At 46.3% G+C, this 20,529-nt stretch carries 17 protein-coding genes and 1 pseudogene; 14 read left to right on the top strand and 4 right to left on the bottom strand.

The genetic code is table 11. The features are described 5' to 3' along the window. Nucleotides 1–82 precede the first annotated feature (82 nt). From KJW29_RS18275 to KJW29_RS18250, 6 genes are all read left to right on the top strand, one after another. Nucleotides 83–1,384, top strand: coding sequence for an ABC transporter substrate-binding protein (locus KJW29_RS18275; RefSeq protein WP_214630880.1), 1,302 nt, complete (start codon nt 83–85; stop codon nt 1,382–1,384). 105 nt (nt 1,385–1,489) lie between these two features. Beyond that, the gene (locus tag KJW29_RS18270) at nt 1,490–2,371 is read left to right on the top strand and encodes a carbohydrate ABC transporter permease (RefSeq protein ID WP_214630879.1); all 882 of its coding nucleotides are present in this window, start codon (nt 1,490–1,492) and stop codon (nt 2,369–2,371) included. Nucleotides 2,372–2,382: 11 nt separating this feature from the next. Continuing rightward, on the top strand, nt 2,383–3,219 hold the full coding sequence (locus KJW29_RS18265) for a carbohydrate ABC transporter permease (protein ID WP_214630878.1): 837 nt from the start codon (nt 2,383–2,385) through the stop codon (nt 3,217–3,219). 212 nt (nt 3,220–3,431) lie between these two features. Further along, nucleotides 3,432–4,142 (top strand): DUF421 domain-containing protein, encoded by a 711-nt coding sequence (locus KJW29_RS18260; RefSeq protein WP_214630877.1) that lies wholly within the window; start codon nt 3,432–3,434, stop codon nt 4,140–4,142. Between the two features lie 656 nt (nt 4,143–4,798). Next, a complete protein-coding gene (locus tag KJW29_RS18255) occupies nt 4,799–6,385 on the top strand; it encodes an MFS transporter (protein ID WP_246608771.1) in 1,587 nt (528 codons plus the stop codon). 324 nt (nt 6,386–6,709) lie between these two features. Continuing rightward, on the top strand, nt 6,710–7,705 hold the full coding sequence (locus KJW29_RS18250; RefSeq protein ID WP_214630876.1) for an NAD(P)/FAD-dependent oxidoreductase: 996 nt from the start codon (nt 6,710–6,712) through the stop codon (nt 7,703–7,705). A gap of 142 nt (nt 7,706–7,847) precedes the next feature. On the opposite strand, the gene KJW29_RS18245 is transcribed toward KJW29_RS18250, so the two are convergent. Further along, nucleotides 7,848–8,690, bottom strand: a complete 843-nt coding sequence (locus KJW29_RS18245; RefSeq protein ID WP_425517544.1) for a YitT family protein — start codon at nt 8,688–8,690, stop codon at nt 7,848–7,850. Between the two features lie 122 nt (nt 8,691–8,812). Between KJW29_RS18245 and KJW29_RS18240 the strand changes: the two are divergent. Next, nucleotides 8,813–9,298, top strand: a pseudogene (locus KJW29_RS18240) (response regulator transcription factor); the annotation flags it as partial. Between the two features lie 56 nt (nt 9,299–9,354). Here the strand turns inward: KJW29_RS18240 and KJW29_RS18235 are convergent. Beyond that, complete coding sequence (locus tag KJW29_RS18235) at nt 9,355–11,382, bottom strand: 5'-nucleotidase C-terminal domain-containing protein (protein WP_214630875.1); 2,028 nt, start codon at nt 11,380–11,382, stop codon at nt 9,355–9,357. A 278-nt stretch (nt 11,383–11,660) separates the two neighbouring features. Here KJW29_RS18235 and KJW29_RS18230 point away from each other — a divergent pair, with 278 nt between their 5' ends. Then, nucleotides 11,661–12,260: a Uma2 family endonuclease gene (locus KJW29_RS18230; RefSeq protein ID WP_214630874.1), complete on the top strand. Its 600-nt coding sequence runs from the start codon at nt 11,661–11,663 to the stop codon at nt 12,258–12,260. Nucleotides 12,261–12,343: 83 nt separating this feature from the next. Here KJW29_RS18230 and KJW29_RS18225 read toward each other — a convergent pair whose 3' ends face one another. Together KJW29_RS18225 and KJW29_RS18220 are read right to left on the bottom strand one after the other, a co-directional pair. Then, nucleotides 12,344–13,228 (bottom strand): hypothetical protein, encoded by an 885-nt coding sequence (locus tag KJW29_RS18225; protein ID WP_214630873.1) that lies wholly within the window; start codon nt 13,226–13,228, stop codon nt 12,344–12,346. Nucleotides 13,229–13,230: 2 nt separating this feature from the next. Beyond that, entirely contained in the window at nt 13,231–14,646 is a 1,416-nt protein-coding gene (locus KJW29_RS18220; protein ID WP_214630872.1) for an EAL domain-containing protein, read from the bottom strand. 26 nt (nt 14,647–14,672) lie between these two features. Between KJW29_RS18220 and KJW29_RS36810 the strand changes: the two genes are divergently transcribed. From KJW29_RS36810 to KJW29_RS18195, 6 genes are all read left to right on the top strand, one after another. Then, the gene (locus tag KJW29_RS36810; RefSeq protein WP_425517563.1) at nt 14,673–15,176 is read left to right on the top strand and encodes an IS66 family transposase; all 504 of its coding nucleotides are present in this window, start codon (nt 14,673–14,675) and stop codon (nt 15,174–15,176) included. Between the two features lie 97 nt (nt 15,177–15,273). Further along, complete coding sequence (locus tag KJW29_RS36505) at nt 15,274–15,846, top strand: IS66 family transposase (RefSeq protein WP_214630870.1); 573 nt, start codon at nt 15,274–15,276, stop codon at nt 15,844–15,846. 613 nt (nt 15,847–16,459) lie between these two features. Continuing rightward, nucleotides 16,460–17,560 carry a group II intron reverse transcriptase/maturase gene (ltrA, locus tag KJW29_RS18205; RefSeq protein WP_246608770.1) on the top strand — a complete coding sequence of 367 codons (1,101 nt, stop codon included), beginning with the start codon at nt 16,460–16,462 and terminating at the stop codon, nt 17,558–17,560. Next, nucleotides 17,472–17,759 carry a group II intron maturase-specific domain-containing protein gene (locus KJW29_RS36155; protein ID WP_343222822.1) on the top strand — a complete coding sequence of 96 codons (288 nt, stop codon included), beginning with the start codon at nt 17,472–17,474 and terminating at the stop codon, nt 17,757–17,759. Before ltrA ends, KJW29_RS36155 begins: the two co-directional genes overlap by 89 nt. Before the next feature lie 200 nt (nt 17,760–17,959). Next, a complete protein-coding gene (locus tag KJW29_RS18200) occupies nt 17,960–18,115 on the top strand; it encodes a hypothetical protein (protein WP_214630869.1) in 156 nt (51 codons plus the stop codon). A 229-nt stretch (nt 18,116–18,344) separates the two neighbouring features. Further along, nucleotides 18,345–20,525: an NAD-dependent epimerase/dehydratase family protein gene (locus tag KJW29_RS18195; RefSeq protein ID WP_214630868.1), complete on the top strand. Its 2,181-nt coding sequence runs from the start codon at nt 18,345–18,347 to the stop codon at nt 20,523–20,525. Nucleotides 20,526–20,529 lie beyond the last annotated feature (4 nt).

The following is a 20,529-nucleotide window of genomic DNA, read 5'->3' as shown; positions in this document are numbered from 1 at the left end:
GATATTCCATTAATTTCACGGGGCTCTCCAGCTATACTTGGCTAGTAGAGGAACAACGAATCTTTTGGGGAGGGTCATTTCAATGAAAAAAGGATTAATGGGAGCACTCAGTTTGATGCTGGTCTTCGCGCTTGCAGCTTGCGGAAGCGACAACAGCAACAATACAAACGGGGCCAATGCAAGCAATGGCGGAGAGGGCGATAAGAAAACAAAGCTTCGCATTTACGCGCAATACTCGGATGAAGATACGAAAGGTTATTATGACTATGCGGTAGCCGAGCTAGCCAGAGAAATGCCGAATGTGGAGCTTGAGCTTGAAATTCAAGCGCAGGATGACGGTCAGAAGCTGAAATCCTATGCCGCGACCGGCAATTTGCCGGATATCTTCAATGCAGGCCTGGACCAGATCGGCGTGTTCCGCAAATCAAATAATATTTTGGAGCTCGACAAGTATGTGGAGCAATTCGGCTTCAAAGACAAAATGCAGCCAAGCGCGATGAACACCTTGTACGCGGATGACAATCATGTCTACGCATTCCCGTATGCAGGCAATGAATTTATTATGATCTATTACAACAAAGAGCTGTTCCAGCAACATAATGTCAAGGTTCCAACGACAAAAGATGAGCTCCTAGCTGCCGTTGATGCGTTTAATGCAGCGGACATTACGCCAATGTCTATCTTTGCGAAAGAAAAGTGGCCCAATGTTGCTTTGTATGATGTATTTGCAACAAGATACAATCCAAAAGGCATCACTGCGCTTGACAGCGGAGAAGCCAAGCCATCCGACGAGGCTTACGTAAAGGCGGCCCAGGATGTAATCGATTTGGTTAAAGCGGGCATGTTCCCTAAAGGCGCGACCAACCTGAACTACGACCAAGCTGCAGCGCTGTTCCATGAAGGAAAAGCGGCCATGTTTATTAACGGTCAGTGGGAAATTGAAGCTTCAACAAAGGCGCTTGGAGATAAAGTAGGTTATATGTATTATCCTGCTCCGGACTCCGCTTCTTATGAGCAGAACAAATATGCTTTCAGCGGCGGCGGCAATCCTGGGGGCTTCGCGGTATCGGCGAATACGCCTGATAAGGATCTGGCTGCAGAGGTAGCCAGCTTTATGGCGCTGAAATATGCAGAATTCAAATTTACGCAAAAAGGCAGCCCGATCGTCGCAACGAAGGTCGATAAGGAAATCGTGAAGGCATTCGATCCCATGATGACGACTCTAAACGAGGATATTCCCAAGATTACAAGCACGACGGCGTTTGCCTGGGGCTTGTCCAACTCCAAATTCAAAGCGGCCATCGAAGATTCCAGTCAAGCGTTGCTTAGCGGAGGTTATTCTGCGGAACAGTTTGTCAGCGATTTGGAAAGCGCTCTGAAGTAAAGTGTGAATCGCAAGTATGTATGCATGGAGCGCACATAGGCCAAATTCGGCCTATGTGCGCTAATGCTCCCGATTTATTGGCTGCTCGAAGGGAGATCTACCGATATGAATAAATTTATGGGGAACAAGACAGCGATTGCGATCTTTATTTTGCCGACTTTACTGCTGTTCAGCGTGTTAGTTTTTTGGCCGATTGTTCAGGTTTTCTACCGCAGTATGTTCGAATGGGACGGATTGACGACAGGTGAATTTCTATTCCTCGACAACTACAGCCGATTGTTCCAGGATCGGTTATTTTATACATCCCTCTTCAATGGATTGAAATTTGCTGCGGTTCTCGTTGTCCTGCAAATTACGATAGGCACGGTGCTGGCATTGACAATTTCCGATTCCATGGTGAAGGGACGCAAATTCCTCCGTATCAGCTTCTTTATCCCCGTTGTGCTCTCCATTACCGTTGTGTGTCAGCTATGGCTTGCCATGTATAACGGTGAATATGGATTGATTAACAAGCTGTTCGAAGCGATGGGCATCTCCTATCGCCAGGACTGGCTGACGGACAGCAAATCCGCGATATGGGTAATAGCCCTTGTCAATGCCTGGCAGTATATGGGTTATCACTTTGCTCTATTGCTTGCGGCTGCGCGTTCCATTCCGGAGCAATATATGGAGGCCGCGCGAATCGATGGCGCCGAACGATGGAAGGCGCACTGGAAAATATCCATTCCGCTTATGGCGGAAACCTACAAATTCTGTTTGGTGTTAGCGATTACTGGCGGACTCAATGCCTTCGCGAACATGTACATTATGACCGGCGGCGGACCTGGCACAAGCACCTACACCCTGACTTATATGATGTATCGTTCCGCATTCCGAGTAGGCGAATTTGGATATGGAAGCGCGGCGGCGGCATTTCTAGTTATCGAATGTTTGATCGTAACCTTTGCAATTAATCGACTCATCGCTCGCGAGCGGATCGTGTATTAGGAGGCGGGCATATGTGGACCAGGCTCAAGAGAAGTCAGCCATTGTTTCAAATGTTTCTATGGTTATACGCGTTCGTTTCCGTATATCCATTGATTTGGATGCTGTTTTATTCGCTTAAGGACAACAATGAGATTTTTGTCACCAATCCATTCGGCTTTCCCACCCGGCTGAGATTTGAAAATTATGTCTCTGCTCTGACGGAATTTAATGTTCCCCGTTACTTCATGAACAGTGTATTTATTTCCGCCGTTACAGTTGTTGGAACGATCGCTTTGGCGATAATGTTCGCTTATGCCGTGGCGAGGATGAGATTTAAGGGCAAGACCGCCGTGCAAATGTATATCGTCATTGGCATGTTCGTACCCGTGCAGGTGATCATGATTCCACTGGCTATTCTCGTACGGGATTTCAATCTCACCAATACGTATATGTCGCTCATTCTTCCATACATTGCTTTTAATGTTTCCTTCTCGACTCTGGTTTTCTACGGCTTTTTTCGATCGATTCCATTTGAGCTGGAAGAATCGGCATGTATTGACGGAGCAACGATCTATCAAACCTTCTGGAAGGTTATGCTGCCGATCGTGAAGCCTGCAATCGCAACGATGGTGATTTTCGTATTCCTTGCTTCCTGGAATGAATTCCCTATTGCTCTGATGCTCATATCCCAGGAGGATCTTAAGACGCTTCCTCTGGGGCTGTTGTTCTTCCAAGGACAATTCACAACCGACTGGGGCGCTATGGGCGCGGCGATGACCATTGCCTCGCTTCCTACTGTGCTTGTTTATATCTTCTTTAGCGAGCATGTCGAGAGGGCCATGACTGTGGGTTCCGCCGTGAAAGGTTAACCGTCGAGTTTTACTGATTTCGATTCCAGTTGGATCATGGGTTCCTTAGAACCGGCAAACCTCGCGAAATGCTGTTTGATTACGAAGGAGAAGCCGTAGGATCAATTCGGGTTACTTTATTCGGGCTCTTCACAGCCATTCCACTGGTATATCATTCAAGTGCAATGGGTAATCTATATACTGAAAATCCATTGAAACTTGGAGGTTTTTGTATGAAGGATCATTTTATTATTTTGATTAGAAGTTTTTCAGCTTTTATCATTTTAATGATTATTGCGAGAGCATTAGGGAAGCAAACTCTTTCCAATATGAACTTTCATGATTTCGTTACAGCAGTCATATTGGGAGCTATAGCAGCCAATTTTGCATTTAATGAAAAAATAGAAGTTGTTCACCTGTTGATAGCCCTGTCTGTCTTTACGATTACTTCTTATATTTTATCCAAGCTTTTTTTGAAATTTAGAAAATTCAAGATGTGGACAGAAGGTACGCCCACCGTTCTCATAGAAGGAGGGCTGGTCCTGGAAGATAATATGAAAAAAAATAATTTGACAATGGATTCTTTGAACGAGCAGCTTCGCCAGAAAGAGGTTTTTAATATAGAAGATGTTGAGTACGCACTCCTTGAGATTAACGGTAAACTATCTGTTCAAAAGAAAAAGGAACTGCAAGCCGTGACATTAAAAGATCTGAAGTTGAATGCTGGTGATGCCACACAGTACCCGATTGAGCTTGTAATCGACGGACAGCTTCTGAAAGACACTTTAAACGCCAATCATATTTCTGAATCATGGGTTCTGTCCCAACTGAAGACACGCGGCAAAAAATTAGATGACGTGTTCTATGCCGTAAAAGGCAGCAACGGTCAACTTTATTTGGATGATTATAAAGATGATATCCAGCATCCAATTGATGTGGAATAATATGGACTATTGGTGTAAATAGCTACCTGAGATTCAACTTAATTACGTTTTCTGAAGTTTTAACGCCGAAAAACTGGCAGCATCCTGCCACAGCCTGCCGACAGGGCGAAAAAGCCGATTGTCTGAACGCTTGAGTGTTCAGCACAGTCGGCTTTTTTGTTATAGGAAATGATACAACCCATAGACTTGCGAACAGGTCGCAATGAAGCCAATTTGCATGATGATGCCAATAACGTCATGGATGAGGCTGTCGATTCATTATGAGTAACTGAGCTGAAACGTTCTGCTTTCGCTAACGGACCGCAGAGTCTCTATTTGCAGCATTTTCGCGATATTGAAAATCTAACGGACCCAGATGACGCTATTTGGTGCATTTCCGCCCATTCTATGCGGTTTTGACGGAAGTAAGGTCGTCTGTTTCCGTTACAATTTGAACAGGCCCCATTTTTGCGAAATAGCGACCGTGGCGTCCGTTACGATCAGCCTTTACTTAAATGCGCTGCCGTCACAATGAATCGACAGCCTCTGGATGTCCGTTAGTTTTTCGAAAACCTAAAAAATCGAAGAATAGTGTTTATGTCCGACCAATTCATTCTCTGGGCTTTCAAGGAGCTTAAAAAAACAAATTGACAAATAGGGTAGGGGGCTATACTATAATGTTGTCGGCAAGTGAAACTTTTGGAATCATTTTGATCTCGCTTTTGACGGCCGTCGGAGCAAATTCACTTTCAAAATTTTCCTGCCGGTTCGGAAAACTGACTCAGCAGGTTTTCAAAAAGATACTTTACAAGGAGAGTATATTTATGGTCAATCAAGCTCCTTCTCAACCGGATCCAAAGCGTTGGAAAGCACTGGTTTTGTTATGTCTTGCAAACTTTATGGTTATTATGGACACCTCGATTATTGGGGTTGCGCTGCCAGCAATAAAAGAAGCTCTTGGCTATTCACAAGCTAATTTGCAATGGGTATTTAATGCATATGTCATTTTCTTTGGCGGCTTGTTGTTACTCGGGGGGCGTTTGTCCGATCTGTTTGGGCAGCGGCGCATGTTCATGTGGGGATTCGCGATCCTGACTTTAGCCTCTTTGCTTGCGGGCTTGGCTTGGAACGAGGAGTCGCTTAACATCGGGCGTGCCTTGCAAGGATTCGGTTCCGCGTTAATTGCCCCCTCAGCATTAACCATAGTCATGATGTTGTTTAGCGGCAACCCCAAGGAGTTGGGTAAAGCATTAGGGTTTTGGGGCGCTTCGGCTGCTGCCGGCGGATCGGCTGGCGTATTTCTAGGAGGCGTCATAACCGAGTGGTTAAGCTGGGAATGGACATTTCTGATTAACATACCGGTCGGTATCATCGTCATGCTTGTTGCCCCTGGAATTTTATCGAAAGGGGGACGAGGAAAAGGAAGCATCGATGTTATCGGCTCTATCTTCGTAACGGCAGCATTGGTATTGGTGGTATATGGCATTGTGACTGCAGAACACAATGGATGGGGCGCACCGACCACCTTATGGACACTCATTTCGGGGGCCGCATTGTTTATTCTGTTCTTGATCATTCAGGCCGTAAAAAAAGAACCGCTTGTTCCGCTCGGGATCTTTAAGGCGCGAAACTTGGCTGCAGGTAATATCGCACTCTTTATGCTGTCCGCCGAATGGATTCCGTTATGGTTTTTCCTTAATCTCTATATGCAGCAAGTATTGAAGTTTTCTGCTTTAGCAGGCGGGTTCGGTTTGTTGCCTATGACCGTACTCACTGCCATCTGTATGATGTTCATTTCCGGCAAATTGATCGGAAAGTTTGGCGTGAAAGCCAATTTGGTCGTCGGATTGATAGCCCTTGGAGGAGCGTTGATGCTTTTCGCAACAAACACGCCGGTTGATGGCAATTACGCAACACATATACTTCCAGCCGCATTGCTAGGCGCGCTCGGTATGTCGCTTGCTTATATTCCGGCTACCATGGCTGCCATGTCGGGAGCCAAGCCGGAAGAGGCTGGACTCGCATCCGGGCTTGCCAATACAAGTTATCAGATCGGCTCAGCGATAAGTCTGGCCATCATGGCTGCGATTGCTGCGGCGAGTACAGCTTCCCAAGCTGGTGCAGATCCGGTTACTGCATTAAACGAAGGATTCCAGCAAGCGTTCCTGTGGTCGGGGATTTTCGCTTTCGCGGGTGCTATCCTGGCCATTCTGTTTATCCGTTCTCCTAAGCCTGGGGAAACAAACGGGCCGGCAGTTATGTAACCGCAGATTAAGGAATCCACTTGAAAGGAGGTGAAAACAATGAAAGAGGCAACCGTTCAAGTACAAGGCATGAATTGCCGTTCTTGTGTTCCTAGAATCGAAAGCGCGATCCATGCAATCGGAGCTGAAGGCCACGTATGAGCAAGGGATGAACGAATAGATGAAAAAATCAGTGGTTAAAAGAGGGAACCCGGTCGAAGTTCGACCGGGTTTGCTAGATTACCCCAACTTTCTTTGAAGAATTCAAAGTTTAAATCATCATGATCCGATACGCATGTGCGTTGATGCAAATAGAGAATAAAGAATAGCTTCGGAGGTATAAGCATGTACGAAAAGATCATCACGAACTCGAACGTAGCCATTATCGGCGGCGGTCCAGCCGGCATGTTCGCCGCTTTCTACGGCGGCATGAGACAGATGTCGGTTACGCTAATAGAGAGTATGCCACAGCTCGGCGGCCAGCTTGCTGCATTGTATCCGGAGAAGTACATCTACGACGTGGCCGGATTCTCGAAAGTGAAAGCTCAGGAGCTCGTCGATAATTTAAAGAAGCAGATGGAGCTGTTCCGAACCGACGTCAGACTTGAGGAGAAGGTATTGGCTGTGCGCAAGCTCGGCGAACGATCGTTTGAGATCATTACGGATCGCGCAATTCACCAATCGAAAGCCGTCATTATAACTGCAGGTGTCGGAGCCTTTGAGCCTCGCAGGCTAGAACTGGCGGAAGCGGCGCGCTTCGAGAATTCGCATCTTCATTACTTTGTCAGAGATCTGGAGCGATTCCGCGGCAAAAAAGTGCTCATTAGCGGAGGCGGTGATTCCGCGCTGGACTGGTCGCTGATGCTTGAGCCTATCGCGGAGCGAGTGACGCTCGTTCATCGCCGCGATAAATTCCGGGCTCATGAGCATAGCGTCGAGATGCTGTTACAATCCAAAGTCAACGTCGTCGTTCCGGCCGAGATTACGGCGTTTCATGGAGAGGAGTGTATCGAGCGGGTTGAGCTGACCGACGTGAAAACCCAAGCGACGACGCTGGTGGAGGTCGACGAGGTCATCGTCAATTTCGGTTTCGTCAGCTCCTTGGGACCGATAAGAGAGTGGGGACTTGACGTCGAAGGTGGTTCGCTCGTTGTCGATACGAAGATGGAGACGAACATTCCGGGCATCTTTGCGGCCGGAGATATATCGACTTATCCGGGCAAGCTGAAGCTGATCGCCGTCGGCTTCGGGGAAGCGCCGACCGCCGTCAACAACGCAAAAGTCTACATCGATCCGGACGCCAAGCTGTCACCCGGACATAGCAGCAATCTGAAACTTTAAGCAAATGCGTTTGTGAAGCCGCCACTCTTGGTCGGGTGACGGCTTTCAGCGTTAGAGATGTCTCGAGTTCTAAGCCAGCCTAAATGGTTGCTTTACCACATAAGAAAGTATAAGTTTTCGCTCTTCGAAAACGGCTTTCTCATTATTTGGTCAACTTCATGAAACCTTCGCCGAACACATCTCTAACATCATGAATCGTCAGGAAGGCATCCGCATCGGTAGCCTTTACTATCTTCTTCAGATTGGGGAGCTCTTGTTTCGTAATGACGATATATAGAACTTCTTTCGCTTCTTTAGAATAGTAGCCTTTTCCTTGAAGCACGGTAACGCCCCTGTCCATTTCAAGCGTCACTCGCGCGGCAATTTGATCCTGATGCTTGGAAATAATGGTAACTGCTTTTTTCGGATTAAGCCCTTCAATAATGAAGTCCATCACTTTAGTTGCAACATAAAGCATAATAATGGTGAGCATCAAGCGCTCAGCCCCAATAATGAAATAGGAGGAGAAAACAACAATTAAATCGAAAAACAGCAGAGCATAACTAATATTCCAGTCTAAGTATTTATTAGCGATACGGGCGAGAATGGTAGTTCCCGCCGTACTTCCGCCAACCTGGATAATGATCCCGATGCCGATGCCGGTCAATACCCCGCCAAATATAGCATTGACGATCATTTCGTTTGAAGCAATGCTCCAATCCCTCGTCATATGAAGAAACAAGGAATTGAACAATACTGCAATAATCGTATAAACAATTAACTGTCTGTCCAAAAATCGGTATCCGAATAGGAGCAACAGGGCATTTATTATCAAGTTCACCAAACCTGGCGACCACTCGAACAAATAATATAAAATGATCGTTACTCCGGTTACTCCGCCTTCGCCAAGCTCATTGGGAATAATAAACACATTGACGGCTAGCGCGAATAAAGCAGAGCCTAACATCAAAATCAACAGATCGCGGCTTATTTTCTTCAGTTGCATGGTATCATCACTTTCATTGTATGTGGTCTAATTTTATCATTATAGTGGAGTGAAAAATGTTCTGCAAATGATTAGAAAGCGTTATGACACTGTCATATTAATTTGCTGATTGCTGTGAATATGCGATTTGCAGTCATGAGCCGGATGTTTGTCTGCTTGATATTGAGATTCCGGGCAGGACGGGGCTGGAGGTGGCGGAGATCGTTAGGCAAGAGGGGCGATCCGTCAAAATCATTATCGTCACGACCTTTGCACGTCCCGGGTTTCTCCAGAAGGCTATGAATTTGAAGGTCGAAGGCTATTTGCTTAAGGATGAGCCGATCGATTATTTAATTAGGTCCATTCGCAAAGTTATGCAAGGCGAGCGAGTCGTCAGCACCGACTTGGCAGCGGCGTTGTTTCTGAAGGAGGACAACCCGTTGACCGAGCGGGAGCGGGATGTGCTGCGATTATCCGGATCGGGGTTATCGACCCGTGAAATTGCGAAGGAGTTGTTTTTGACGGAAGGCACGGTCCGCAACTACTTGTCCCTTTCTATTCAAAAGCTGAGTGTGGAGACTCGTCAGCAGGCGACGGAAAAAGCAATTGAGCGCGGGTGGTTAGTGTAGTGGACTTCAAAACAGAAAAAAGCCGCTTCTCCCAATACGGAAGAGCGGCTTTTTCCTTACGGCAGTACGATGACTTGCCCTGGATAAATGAAGTTCGGATTTTTGATCGTATTTTTGTTCAATTCATAAATCTGCTTCCAACGCCTTCCGTCATTTAAGGTTTTCTTCGCAATACTGTAGAGAGTGTCTCCCTTTGTTACCGTATACGTTTTTACTTCTTCTGCTGGAATCGTGGACTCGCCGTCAGGCGATTCGGTTGATTCCGATCCTTCAGATGGTTCGGATTGCCATTCTTTTACCGATTTTATGGAGTAGCTGTCCGCGTTCGGTTTAACAAGCTCTCCGCCGTTTAGGTATTTTGTAAACAGCTCAACAAGCGGTACGGCATATTCAATGTGAGTTTCTTCCTTTACATTTGGATCTCTTTCGATAGCCTTTTCAAACGTGACATAGCCATCTTTGCCAAGAGCCGTAAAGGAGTTTGTAACTACAACATAAGATTTATCCTTGTCGATGGGAGACCACTTGCCTGTCTTTCTATCTTTTACTTCTACGTTATATACGCTCTTGACGTTGTCGCTTGCATTTAAATAAACGTCATATCGCAAGTGCGAAGCATAAGGAAAGGCGCCGGTGGATTGTGTGATGCCCTGCGAGTAGCGAATGGCGTCATCCAGAACATTGACTACTTCTTCGCCGGTTATTTTAAGCGTAGTCACCGTGTTGGAAAACGGCAGCATGGTGTAGGCGTCGGCCATTGTAAAATTGCCTTGTAAAAAGGTGGACCTGACGCCGCCCGCGTTCTGGATGGCAAGGTCAGCTTGCGGCAAGCCGTACAAGAAAGAGTCGGCAACAACTTGTGCTGCAAAGCTGCCGTTTGCATCTTTCATAGCTGTAAAAGGTTTGGGGATACGATCGTTGGTCAATGTTTCTTTCACAGTGCCAATGACGGTCGCCATCTCTGCCTCTACCGCTTCCCGGTAAGGTTCAATAATTTCCTCCACAGCAGGATTGGTAGCGCCCTCTACCAAAACCGGGCTTTTCGCAATCGCATCTTTGATTTTGGCCAATGCAGTTTCGTCCGCGTCAACCCACTTCCCGTCTACGTTAATCTGATAAGGACCGTTGACGGGAGCGATGGGCTTCCCTGCTGCGCTGATGACTTCGCCTTGCTCGTCGAATGTCAAATCAATTTTACCCAGAACTTTGGCGTATTCCCATGCTTGGACAATGTAGGTGTCTTTGCCGTCCGCATTTTTAACAACCGTTGGATATTCGCCGGTCACAGGCAAACCAAGATCTTTCATCGCACCCGAAGAGTCTAGCAAGTTGTGAGTATCTCCGCCGATAATCAAGTCGATGTCGCTGGTTTCAGCTGCCAAAACCTGATCAAAGTCATAACCCAGATGACTCAGTACCAAAATTTTATTGATGCCTTGCTCCTTTACTTCTTCAACGGCAGACTTAACAAACTCGATTTCGTTAATGAAGTCAACATTGTCGCTAACAAGCGAGGATTCTTTCGTTTTTTCGATTTTTACAACGCCGATAATGGCAACCTTTTCGCCGTTCATTTCTTTAATCATATATGGCTTGTCCAGTTTTCCGAAGAGCGGGGATTTTTTAGTCGGTTTAATATTTCCTGACAAGACCGGAAATGTTGCCATGTCGTACAAGTCGGCAAGGCGCTGGTCGCCCTCGTCAAACTCATGGTTGCCAACCATGTAAGCATCAGGCTGCAAGGCGTTTAACACCTTTATGTCCGTCTCGCCCTTGTAGAGGCTGAAATATAGCGTTCCGTTCACTTCGCCGCTTTGCAAATACAAGGAGCCGTCGTTTTTGTATTCATTAATCAACGACGATATGTAAGACATGCCGCCTAACTCCAAGCGTACTTTTTCGTCATCTTGCGCGTCGTCATAGTCTAATCTAAGATCGTAAGTTTGACTTTCCAAATGCGAATGATGGTCATTCAAGTGCATAATGGTTAAATCGAAAGATTCGGAGGCAAGTGCAACTGCGGGGCTGCTTAAAGAAGAAACCATGATGGCTGCGGTGCCCAGACCAATCCATTTTCTTTTCAAAATAAATCTCTCCTTTATGTTGTGATCATGTTTATTGTAGGGATGGATTATTTTTGAAACATAAATTGCAGCTTAATATTATGTAAATAAATCCGACTTAACGTTGGGCAGCTTTGCTTGCTCTGGTGCCGGGATGGTGTCAACGTGGTGTCGATGGATTCATTGACAATAGCGACAGGACTGATCATAATAGGGATAACAAGGAAGCACCTTCGTAGACACACATTGTATTTGTGTTGCTATTGAAGGTGCTTTTCGCATGGAGAGGAGCGGATGTTATGGACCGTAATCCGAAACAGAAAACGGCCGATAAAGTGCTGGAACCTCCGGTCACGTATGAAATGTATGCCGAATGGCCGGATGACGGGCAGCGTTATGAGATTGTTGACGGGATTATGGAGTTGATGTCGCCGGGCCCCTCGACGATGCATCAAGCTGTTAGCGGAGAATTAGAGTTTATCATTAAGCAAAGCTGCAGAAAGGATTATCTAGTGTTTCATGCGCCAATCGATGTTATTCTGAGCGAAACGACGGTCGTCCAGCCGGATATTCTCATGATTCATCGCAGCCGCGGGCATGTTGTAACGAAGAGAGGGATTGAAGGAGCGCCGGATTTGGTCATCGAGATTTTGTCGCCCAGCTCTCATAAGCGAGACAAGCTCGTTAAGCGAAGGGCTTATGCCGTGCATGGAGTTGCGGAATATTGGATCGTCGATATCGAAGCTCGTACGCTGGAGCAGCACCATTTGCTCGAAGACGGACGATATGAGCTTATGAATCTATTCGAAGGGAAGGATACCGTTGTATCGGATAAGATTCCGTGCGTCGGTTTTGTAATGGAGGATATATTTCGGGAAATTGCCGACTGGAATAGATAGATGGGATCAATCTCAGCCGTGCAAGGCAGACCAGCAGCCAGTTTTCACTGACTTTCTGGACTGCCCTTTCATCATTGGATTTTCTACTCGAGCAATTCCTTCAAAGTATCATAATAATGATAGGAAAAGCTTAATTTGGGATACTGGAAGCGTTCGTCCAGACTGGCCCAAGACTTTTGGAGCTCATCAAGGCCGGCGTTATAATAGGTGTTGATATCTTCGAGTTTATGTTTTCCTGGCTGTTGCAGCTCGGCGATATTGATGATCGGTTTGCCATGCTTTTTGGAAAAACTAACTTCATTCTCGATTTGAGAATATTCGTCTGTGCGATCATAATTCATGACGGCAATCCCATCGCCTGCCAAAGAAATCAAGCGATCCAGTTCATACAGAGAATATCTGTCGTAGAAATTAGGAATTGTAACAATCATAATTAAATCCTTATCCTTTGCCACCTGATAGGCTGCTTCCAAACCATCAATAAATGTTTCAATTATTTTTACTTTTCCCTTTTTGTCAGCTGCATCCCATTCCTCCAAAAGATAAGGCTCTACATCGATAACAAGACCTTTCAATCCAGCTTTTTTGTCTACCTTTTGATTGAGCAGCTCTACTTTCATGATTTCTTCTTTCAGAGATGCTCCGTCTGCTTCCAAGCCCCATTCGGCTTCTCCAGTCAGATAAAATACATCAATCGTATGTTCCTGCATTTGCGAAAGAAAAGATTCTGCTTCTTGTGATGCAAGTAATTCTTTGGAGAATGATTGATAGATGGCTCCAATATCCATCCGATCAAGAATGGATAGCAATGCAGGGCGCTCTTCAGCTAATACGACTTCATCTGACCAAGAAAAGATACTATGCTTGCTGTGTGTTTCAGCTGATTTTTGTGCAACACGATTAACAATCAGGATAATTCCTATAACCAGGATCAGTGTCAATCCCGTATAATAAATGAGCTTTTTCATATCTACATTCCCCGCATCAGCTTATCCAGCTCAGAATAAGGCATAGGCTGATAGAAAAGGTAACCTTGCACATAATCACAATTGATTTGTTTAAGCAATTGCAGCTGTGCATCCGTCTCTACCCCTTGACAAGCAACCTCTACCCCAATGCCATGACACATTTCCACTATACTGCCCATGATGGATTGTATTTTCGGATGTTCAATATCTTTGATCATTTCCTTATCCAGCTTTAAGATGTCTATAGCAAAGTTTTTTAATTCCATAATGGAGGAATAGCCCCCTCCAAAATGATCGAGGGCTACTGTAAAGCCATAGGATTTTAATTCTGATACTTTGCTTATAATCTCAGGCATATTTTCTGCCGAAATCGAATCGGAAATTTCAATTTGCAAGCAGCTTGCAGGAACTTGTTGTTCTGCGGCAATCTCTTTTAGGGTTGTACAGAAGTCAGGTTGATAGATACTATATCGTGAGAAATTACAGGAAATGTAGAGCAGATCTTGCCCGTCCTTAACTCTTTGACCCAGCAATTGACATACATTGCGGAACAAAGCGATATCCGCTTTGCCAAGCAGCCCATTCTTTTCGAGGATGGGGATAAATTGATCCGGGAACAACAGACCTCTTTTTTTATTTTGCCAGCGTGACAAGGCTTCAAATCCTGCAATCCCCATTTGGTCCAAATCGAGCATTGGTTGAAAGTATGGAATAAACTCATTGTTATCAAGACCTGTAATCGCTTCTTGATCCAGTTCTTTAACCAAATGGATCGATTTGAAGAGCGCCTTATCATAAAAGACATAGCTAAGGTTATTGCTCTGTGCATATTCCCGGGCTTGTATAGCATGATTGATGGCCGGGTTTAATTCTTTATCGTAAATCGCCAAACCATATATGCCCGACCTAAGCGTTGCCGCATCATCCTTCGTTTTTTGCTTTAATAAGCTCTCGATGTCCAAATATAGCGGCCCCAGTCTTTTCGTTAATTGTTGCTGGGAGAGATATTGCATCACTATTATAAAACTGTCTTCCGATACACTGGCAAACATCTCGTGTTCGCTAAGATGCGATTGTATGATTTTTGAGATATGAGTGAGGGTAAGGTCTCGTTCTACATAACCATGCACTTCGCTGATCGAAGAGATATTCTCGATTTTTAAATTGACAACACTGTAACTGACACGATTATCATCCGTAATACATGCATCATAATCTTTAAAAAGTTTAATGTGATTACCGTAGCCCGTTATTGGATCCGTTTGAAGCACGTGGATCCAACGCTTTTTATACTTGAGAACGATAAAGATCATAACGATTACAAGAGCAGCAGAAACACACAATAAGGCCAGGATGATGATATCCGTTCTTTTATGTGCAGTCTCGAGCTCCTGCAGGCGGGGAAAAGGGAGCGCCAAAAGGCCATAAAGGCTCTACGTTGCAAATGGTGGGACTGCCCGACACCATCGTTACACATCCGTTATTGCAGTGTACACGGTGCTCTTCCTCGCTCGAGGATACTGCCTGCCAGGGGTACGAGAGACGCCAAGTCTTTGATCTCCCACAGCCTCGCTTTGTCGTCACCGAACATCGAACGGAGAAAAAGTGTTGCCCCCACAGCCATTCTCTGGAGCAAGCAACCTTTCCCTCCGAGATTCGCGGACCTGTTCAGTTCGGACAGGGGATTGCGGCTTGGACAGTGTATTTGAGCATGTATCAAATGTTGCCGCTTGAGCGAATCGGTCAGTTATTTGCCGATCTGACTGGCCACCGTCCCAGTAAAGCGACACTACTCGCCCATCTGCAGACGATGCATACAAAACTCATTCCTCATGAGCAAGCCGTTCGTGATCAGTTGCTTGCCTCACCCGTGGGGCACGCCGATGAAACGAGCGTTAAAGTCGAGGGAAGGAACCATTGGCTGCACACCATGTCTACAGCGAACTGACGTATCAAGCGGTCCACCAAAATCGTGGTACAAAGGCCTTTGACGCCATGGGGATATTACCTAACTACAAAGGCATTCTCGTCCACACGATTGCAAAATGCCATATTTTAAAGGCATCTACAACTTTGAGCATGCGTTATGTGGTGCGCATTTGCTGCGGGAGTGTCAGGGCATTACTGAACACGACCAGCAACGCTGGTCCACTCGAATGAGACGGTTGCTGCAAACAAGTTGGCGTCTCGTGAAGGTAGCTCGAGCTGCGGGCGATGAACTGCCCTTGGACAAGATCCGGCATATCGAGCGGTGCTACGACCACATTCTTGACCAAGGCGAGTCGGAATGGCGTACCGGCAGGATTCGTCAGAAGACGGGGCCAAAAGGCCGGAAGACCAAGAGTAAAGCGGCAAATCTAGCCGAAAGGTTCCGCCTCTACAAGACGGCGATTCTTCGGTTTGTTTGTGATCCTCTCGTTCCTTTCGACAACAATCTGGCGGAACGAGATATTCGTATGACGAAGGTCAAACAAAAGATTTCGGGTACTTTCCGCACCTTGCAAGGTGCGGAGCAGTTTGCCCGTGCCCGCGGCTTCATTTCTACCCTCCATAAGCAAGGCCTACCTGTGCTCTCCTCCCTAATGGCTGTACTTCGTGGTGAATTTTCTTTCCAATGACACCGACCTAAGTAGTAACCATTTATGTCCGATAGACAAGGAGTGAATGGGTGTGTTGGTTTTTTTTAAATCACCTTCAGGTGATTTTGTTCTTGTATGCGCGCCTAGCCAAGCTAGGCACAACTTATTGATGAAAGTTCAATCGAGGTAAGAGCCAAGTCGCCTCGTAGCTGACAGGCAACTGGTGGAGAGATCCTAAGGTTGAAGCCCTGTGACAAAGTAACTCCGCAAGGAGTGCGAGCAAAACAGCAGGCCGTAACATGAAGTGAATCCTGCCGCATCGTCAAAAAAGACCCGAAAGGGACAAGAGAGAGCCGAGCCCCGATGCGATGGGCGAAGGCCTTGGAACGTGTGAAGCCCTTGGAAGTGCAGCACGGAAGAACTCTCCGGTGTATAGGGATCGGCATGCTGTGAAAGTTGTGCTTGGAATTAGGGAGACCCTTCCCCGCACGGTAGATGCCGTAAAGAGCGGACCTATAAGCCCGAAAGGTGAAGTGGCGAGCTGCGGTAAGGGAGTCGGAGGGGGCAGTAATGCCGATGAAGTGAGGATAACAAAACCTCATGGAGGGAAGAGCCCCTGCTTTGTCCAAGCAAGTGGAGGAGGTACGAGCGAGTGAATGCAGAGTCTGCTAACTACGCCAAAGTCAAAGCTCAAGAACTTCAAAACAAGCTATTTCTTGCCGCCAAGGAAAATCCGAAGCGAAGGTTTCATGCGTTGTATGACAAGCTATACCGAGAAGATGTGCTCAGGGAAGCGTGGAGACGAGTCAAAGGAAACAGAGGAAGCGGTGGAATCGACGGTATAACCATTGATCACATCGTGAACGAGTACGGTGAAGAAAAGTTCGTAGAAGACGTGGGGGAGAAACTGACGGCAGGCACGTATCATCCCCTGCCCGCAAGACGCAAGGAAATACCGAAAGGGGACGGGAAGTTCCGTCCACTAGGGATACCCGCCCTTGTAGACCGCACGGTACAAATGGCAACGAAGATGGTAATAGAACCGATCTTTGAGACAGACTTCAAAGATTTCTCTTATGGATTTCGGCCCAAACGGGACACCAAAGGAGCTATACGTCACATTAGACGAGCGGTGAAACAAGGTGTTTACTGGGTATTAGATGTGGACATCGCCGGGTATTTTGACAACATCCCGCATGAGAAACTGATGATGCTAGTGGAACAACGAATCAGCGACAGAAGAATCCTCAAGCTCATTCGGAAGTGGCTGAAGGCGGGATTCGTGAAAGATGATCAGTTCTACGAAACCACCCTCGGGAGCCCTCAAGGCGGTGTTATCAGTCCGTTACTTGCAAATATCTATCTGAACTACCTCGACACGATCTGGGAGAAGAAATTCACCGAGCTCGGCACGATGGTCCGTTATGCGGACGATCTGGTCATCCTCTACAAAACCAAGGAACAAGCACTACGATCCATTGACGTGCTCAAAGCTGTATTCGCCAAGCTCGAACTGGAAATGAATACGTCAAAATCCAAGCTGGTCAACCTGTGGGATGACAAGAACGGATTCGATTTTCTAAGGCATGCATCATCGGAAGACTCCAAAACAAATGAAAGGGAGATCCCATTACATCTTACGGAGTTATCCATCGAAAAAAGCCATGAAGAAAATGAAGGAAAAAGTAAAGGAAGTCACGGAGCCACGAAACCGCTTGTTCTGGACAATGAACGAGATGGTCAAAGAACTTAACCCTAAAATACAAGGGTGGAGGAACTATTACGCAATGGACTCGTTTGCCATTCAATTCCTGAACAAAATCGACTGGTACATTCGAAAGAGGTTAACCCTGTTTTGGAACAAAAAGCTGAATCGTCGAAACAAGCATAGTAAATCCGGTATTGTGGGGATTATTGCTCAGCAAGCTGGATTAAAGAAACTGGTTAATTAGGAGAGTACCGTAATGCGGAAGAAAGAAGGACATCGGAAAGCTGGATGAGGGAAAACCTCACGTCCGGTTTGATGAAGGGGGAGCTGGAAAGTAGAAATGGAGGGCTATGCCCTCCATCGAAATTCAGCTCTCTACTCTACAGGAAATTGTGTAACTCCAAGCCTAGTGAACAATCGTGCAAGCGGAGAAAAGGCAACTCATTGGTGCAAGCCAATTTCGAAGTAGGAGCAGCAAATCGCGGAGCTGTCCGCGAAGCTCAAGCGGTAAGAAGGGCAGTTCCGTCTGGCGTGGCTCATGTGATGACCCAGAAGGACAGCCAGCCGCTCTATCGTCAAGAGCAGCAGTTCGAATCGTGATTCTGATCGACACTATATACATGACGTTTGAACTGTGAGCCTTTTCATTTGTTCAGAAAATGATCAGACTCATGTGCTATGATGAATGACATTGCAATAAATGTCGAAATTTGAGGTTTTTTACTGGAATAAGGAGGCCTTTGCGGCCTTCATTTTAATCTGCGTTATTTTTCATATCGGGCAATTGTCCAGATGAGGTAACAGAGAATAGAAGTGGAGCGGTGCGGGGATGAAGGTATTAATAACAGGGGGCTATGGATTCATAGGCTCTCATGTAGCAGATCGATTTCATAAAGAGGGCTACGATGTATACATTATTGATAACTTGAGCACGGGCAAGAGGGAGAATGTATCCTTTAAACACAAAAGTTACATACTTTCAATTGCGGATGACAGATGCGCAGAGGTTTTTCGGGCCAATAAATTTGATGTTGTTGTACATTTGGCCGCGCAAGTGAGTGTGGCGCATTCGGTTGCCAACCCGGCGCAGGATGCGGAGGCCAACGTTCTTGGTTTTGTTAATATGCTGAATCTGTGCGTAGAATACCGCGTTAACAAATTTATTTATGCTTCTTCCGCGGCTGTGTATGGTCTTCAGGATGTATTGCCAATTCGGGAGGAGGCGGAGTGTTCGCCGGTCTCTCCATACGGCATCAGCAAGTTGACCGGAGAATTGTACAGCAGCAAGTGGGAAGAACTGTACGGACTTTCGACGCTTGGTTTTCGTTTCTCCAATGTATACGGGCCCCGTCAGGACGGGTTGGGGGAAGGCGGCGTGATCTCGATCTTCATGAATCGGTTGATTGCGGAGCAACCCTTTGTTGTATATGGGGACGGGGAGCAGACGCGGGACTTTATTTATGTAGAAGATGTTGCGTATGCGATCTACCGTGGCGCCAACAGCCATCAGTCCGGCATTTATAATATGTCGACCAATACTCAAACCAGCGTCAACCGGATTATTGCAGTGCTGGGCGGCATAATGCCCATCAAGGACGTTAAATACGCGGACAAAAGAGCGGGCGATATCGATCATTCCGTGCTGGATAACAGCAAGGTTATGCGCGATCTGGATTGGTCGCCGCTTTATAAAATAGATGAGGGCCTGGAACGGACAGCGGCGTTTTTCATACAGCAGAACACAGAGCGGCAGACGGCTGCAGCCATAGCGGAAAGCTCGCCTTCCAGGCTCAAGTTCAAGGCATTGTTCAAAAAAGCATTGCCATCGATTGAAAATCTGATTGCCTTTCTGTTGACGGCATGGCTGACGCTCACCTATCTGAATATCGTGTACAGTGTAATCGATGTAAAGCTTTTCTACATTACAATTATTGGCATATTGTATGGGAATAGACAAGCTATTCTGGCTGTTGTTCTGTCGTCGGGGCTATTCATCTATCAGAAGCTGCTGGAGGGCATGGATCTGATATCGTTGACTTATGATACGGATGTATTTTTTCAAATTGCGATTTATCTCTTCATTGGTCTGGTTGTCGGGTACACCGTCGAAAGAAAAAATGCCGTGATACATCAGCAAGAAGCAAAAGTGAAGGAAGTGGGCGAACGTTACGGATTCCTGGAAGAAGTATATACGGAAGTGCGGGAAGTTAAAGAGGAGCTTCAACTGCGCATTCTCAATTCGGGCGACAGCTACGGGAAAATTTATTCCGCCACTAAGGAACTGGAAAGTCTGGAGCCGGAAAATGTATTTAATGCGGCTGTAAATGTGGTCAAATCGATTATGCATGCGCCGCAGGTATCGATTTATACCGTTAATCCGCATCAAACCTATTTGCGTCTGCTCGCCAGCTCGGGTTACGGACCGGACGGGTTGCCGAAATCGCTAAAGGCGACGGATTATCCTCACTTGTCGTCGATTCTTCAAACCGGCGAAATGTATGTGAACAGACAGCTTGACCACGGCGTTCCCCTGATGGCTGCGGCTATCCGGCATAAGAATCAAATCGCGGCGATTGTAATGGTTGATGGATTATCCTTTGAAAGCTTTTCGTTATATCATGAAAACTTGTTCCGTATTACGGTAGATCTTGTTTCATCTGCGCTGAGCAAAGCTTTGATTTATATTGACGCTACTGAAACACAACGATACATAGAAGGCACGATGTTGCTTAAACCCGAGATTTTCCAGGAAATTGTTGCATCCAAGAGACAGGCTTATGAACAACATCAGATTCCTTTCTTATTGGTTGGCGTGGATCTGCATGGAACTTCACTCACGGACGCGGCCCGAAATCTATCCGCAAAGCTGAGAGAGACGGACTATATCGGCATTGATTCCGACGCTCAATTGCTGATTTTGCTATCCAATACCGAAGTTGAGGACGCCGGGAACGTGTTGGGACGCCTGGCGCATGGGACGATGAAGTTCAGGGTTATAGAGGAGGAGTGATTGC

The organism is Paenibacillus agaridevorans (assembly GCF_018604145.1).
Taxonomy (GTDB): domain Bacteria; phylum Bacillota; class Bacilli; order Paenibacillales; family Paenibacillaceae; genus Pristimantibacillus; species Pristimantibacillus agaridevorans.
Note: the sequence above shows the minus strand (reverse complement) of the source record. Positions and strands in the feature narration are given on the sequence as shown.

Coding starts and splice junctions, on each gene's coding strand:
- KJW29_RS18225 (WP_214630873.1), bottom strand. CDS start 13,228: ATGAAAAAGCTCATTTATTATACGGGATTGACACTGATCCTGGTTATA.
- KJW29_RS18275 (WP_214630880.1), top strand. CDS start 83: ATGAAAAAAGGATTAATGGGAGCACTCAGTTTGATGCTGGTCTTCGCG.
- KJW29_RS18245 (WP_425517544.1), bottom strand. CDS start 8,690: ATGCAACTGAAGAAAATAAGCCGCGATCTGTTGATTTTGATGTTAGGC.
- KJW29_RS36505 (WP_214630870.1), top strand. CDS start 15,274: ATGCCATATTTTAAAGGCATCTACAACTTTGAGCATGCGTTATGTGGT.
- KJW29_RS18195 (WP_214630868.1), top strand. CDS start 18,345: ATGAAGGTATTAATAACAGGGGGCTATGGATTCATAGGCTCTCATGTA.
- KJW29_RS18265 (WP_214630878.1), top strand. CDS start 2,383: ATGTGGACCAGGCTCAAGAGAAGTCAGCCATTGTTTCAAATGTTTCTA.
- KJW29_RS18255 (WP_246608771.1), top strand. CDS start 4,799: ATGTTGTCGGCAAGTGAAACTTTTGGAATCATTTTGATCTCGCTTTTG.
- KJW29_RS36810 (WP_425517563.1), top strand. CDS start 14,673: ATGGTGGGACTGCCCGACACCATCGTTACACATCCGTTATTGCAGTGT.
- KJW29_RS18260 (WP_214630877.1), top strand. CDS start 3,432: ATGAAGGATCATTTTATTATTTTGATTAGAAGTTTTTCAGCTTTTATC.
- KJW29_RS36155 (WP_343222822.1), top strand. CDS start 17,472: ATGAAGAAAATGAAGGAAAAAGTAAAGGAAGTCACGGAGCCACGAAAC.
- KJW29_RS18250 (WP_214630876.1), top strand. CDS start 6,710: ATGTACGAAAAGATCATCACGAACTCGAACGTAGCCATTATCGGCGGC.
- KJW29_RS18230 (WP_214630874.1), top strand. CDS start 11,661: ATGGACCGTAATCCGAAACAGAAAACGGCCGATAAAGTGCTGGAACCT.
- KJW29_RS18270 (WP_214630879.1), top strand. CDS start 1,490: ATGAATAAATTTATGGGGAACAAGACAGCGATTGCGATCTTTATTTTG.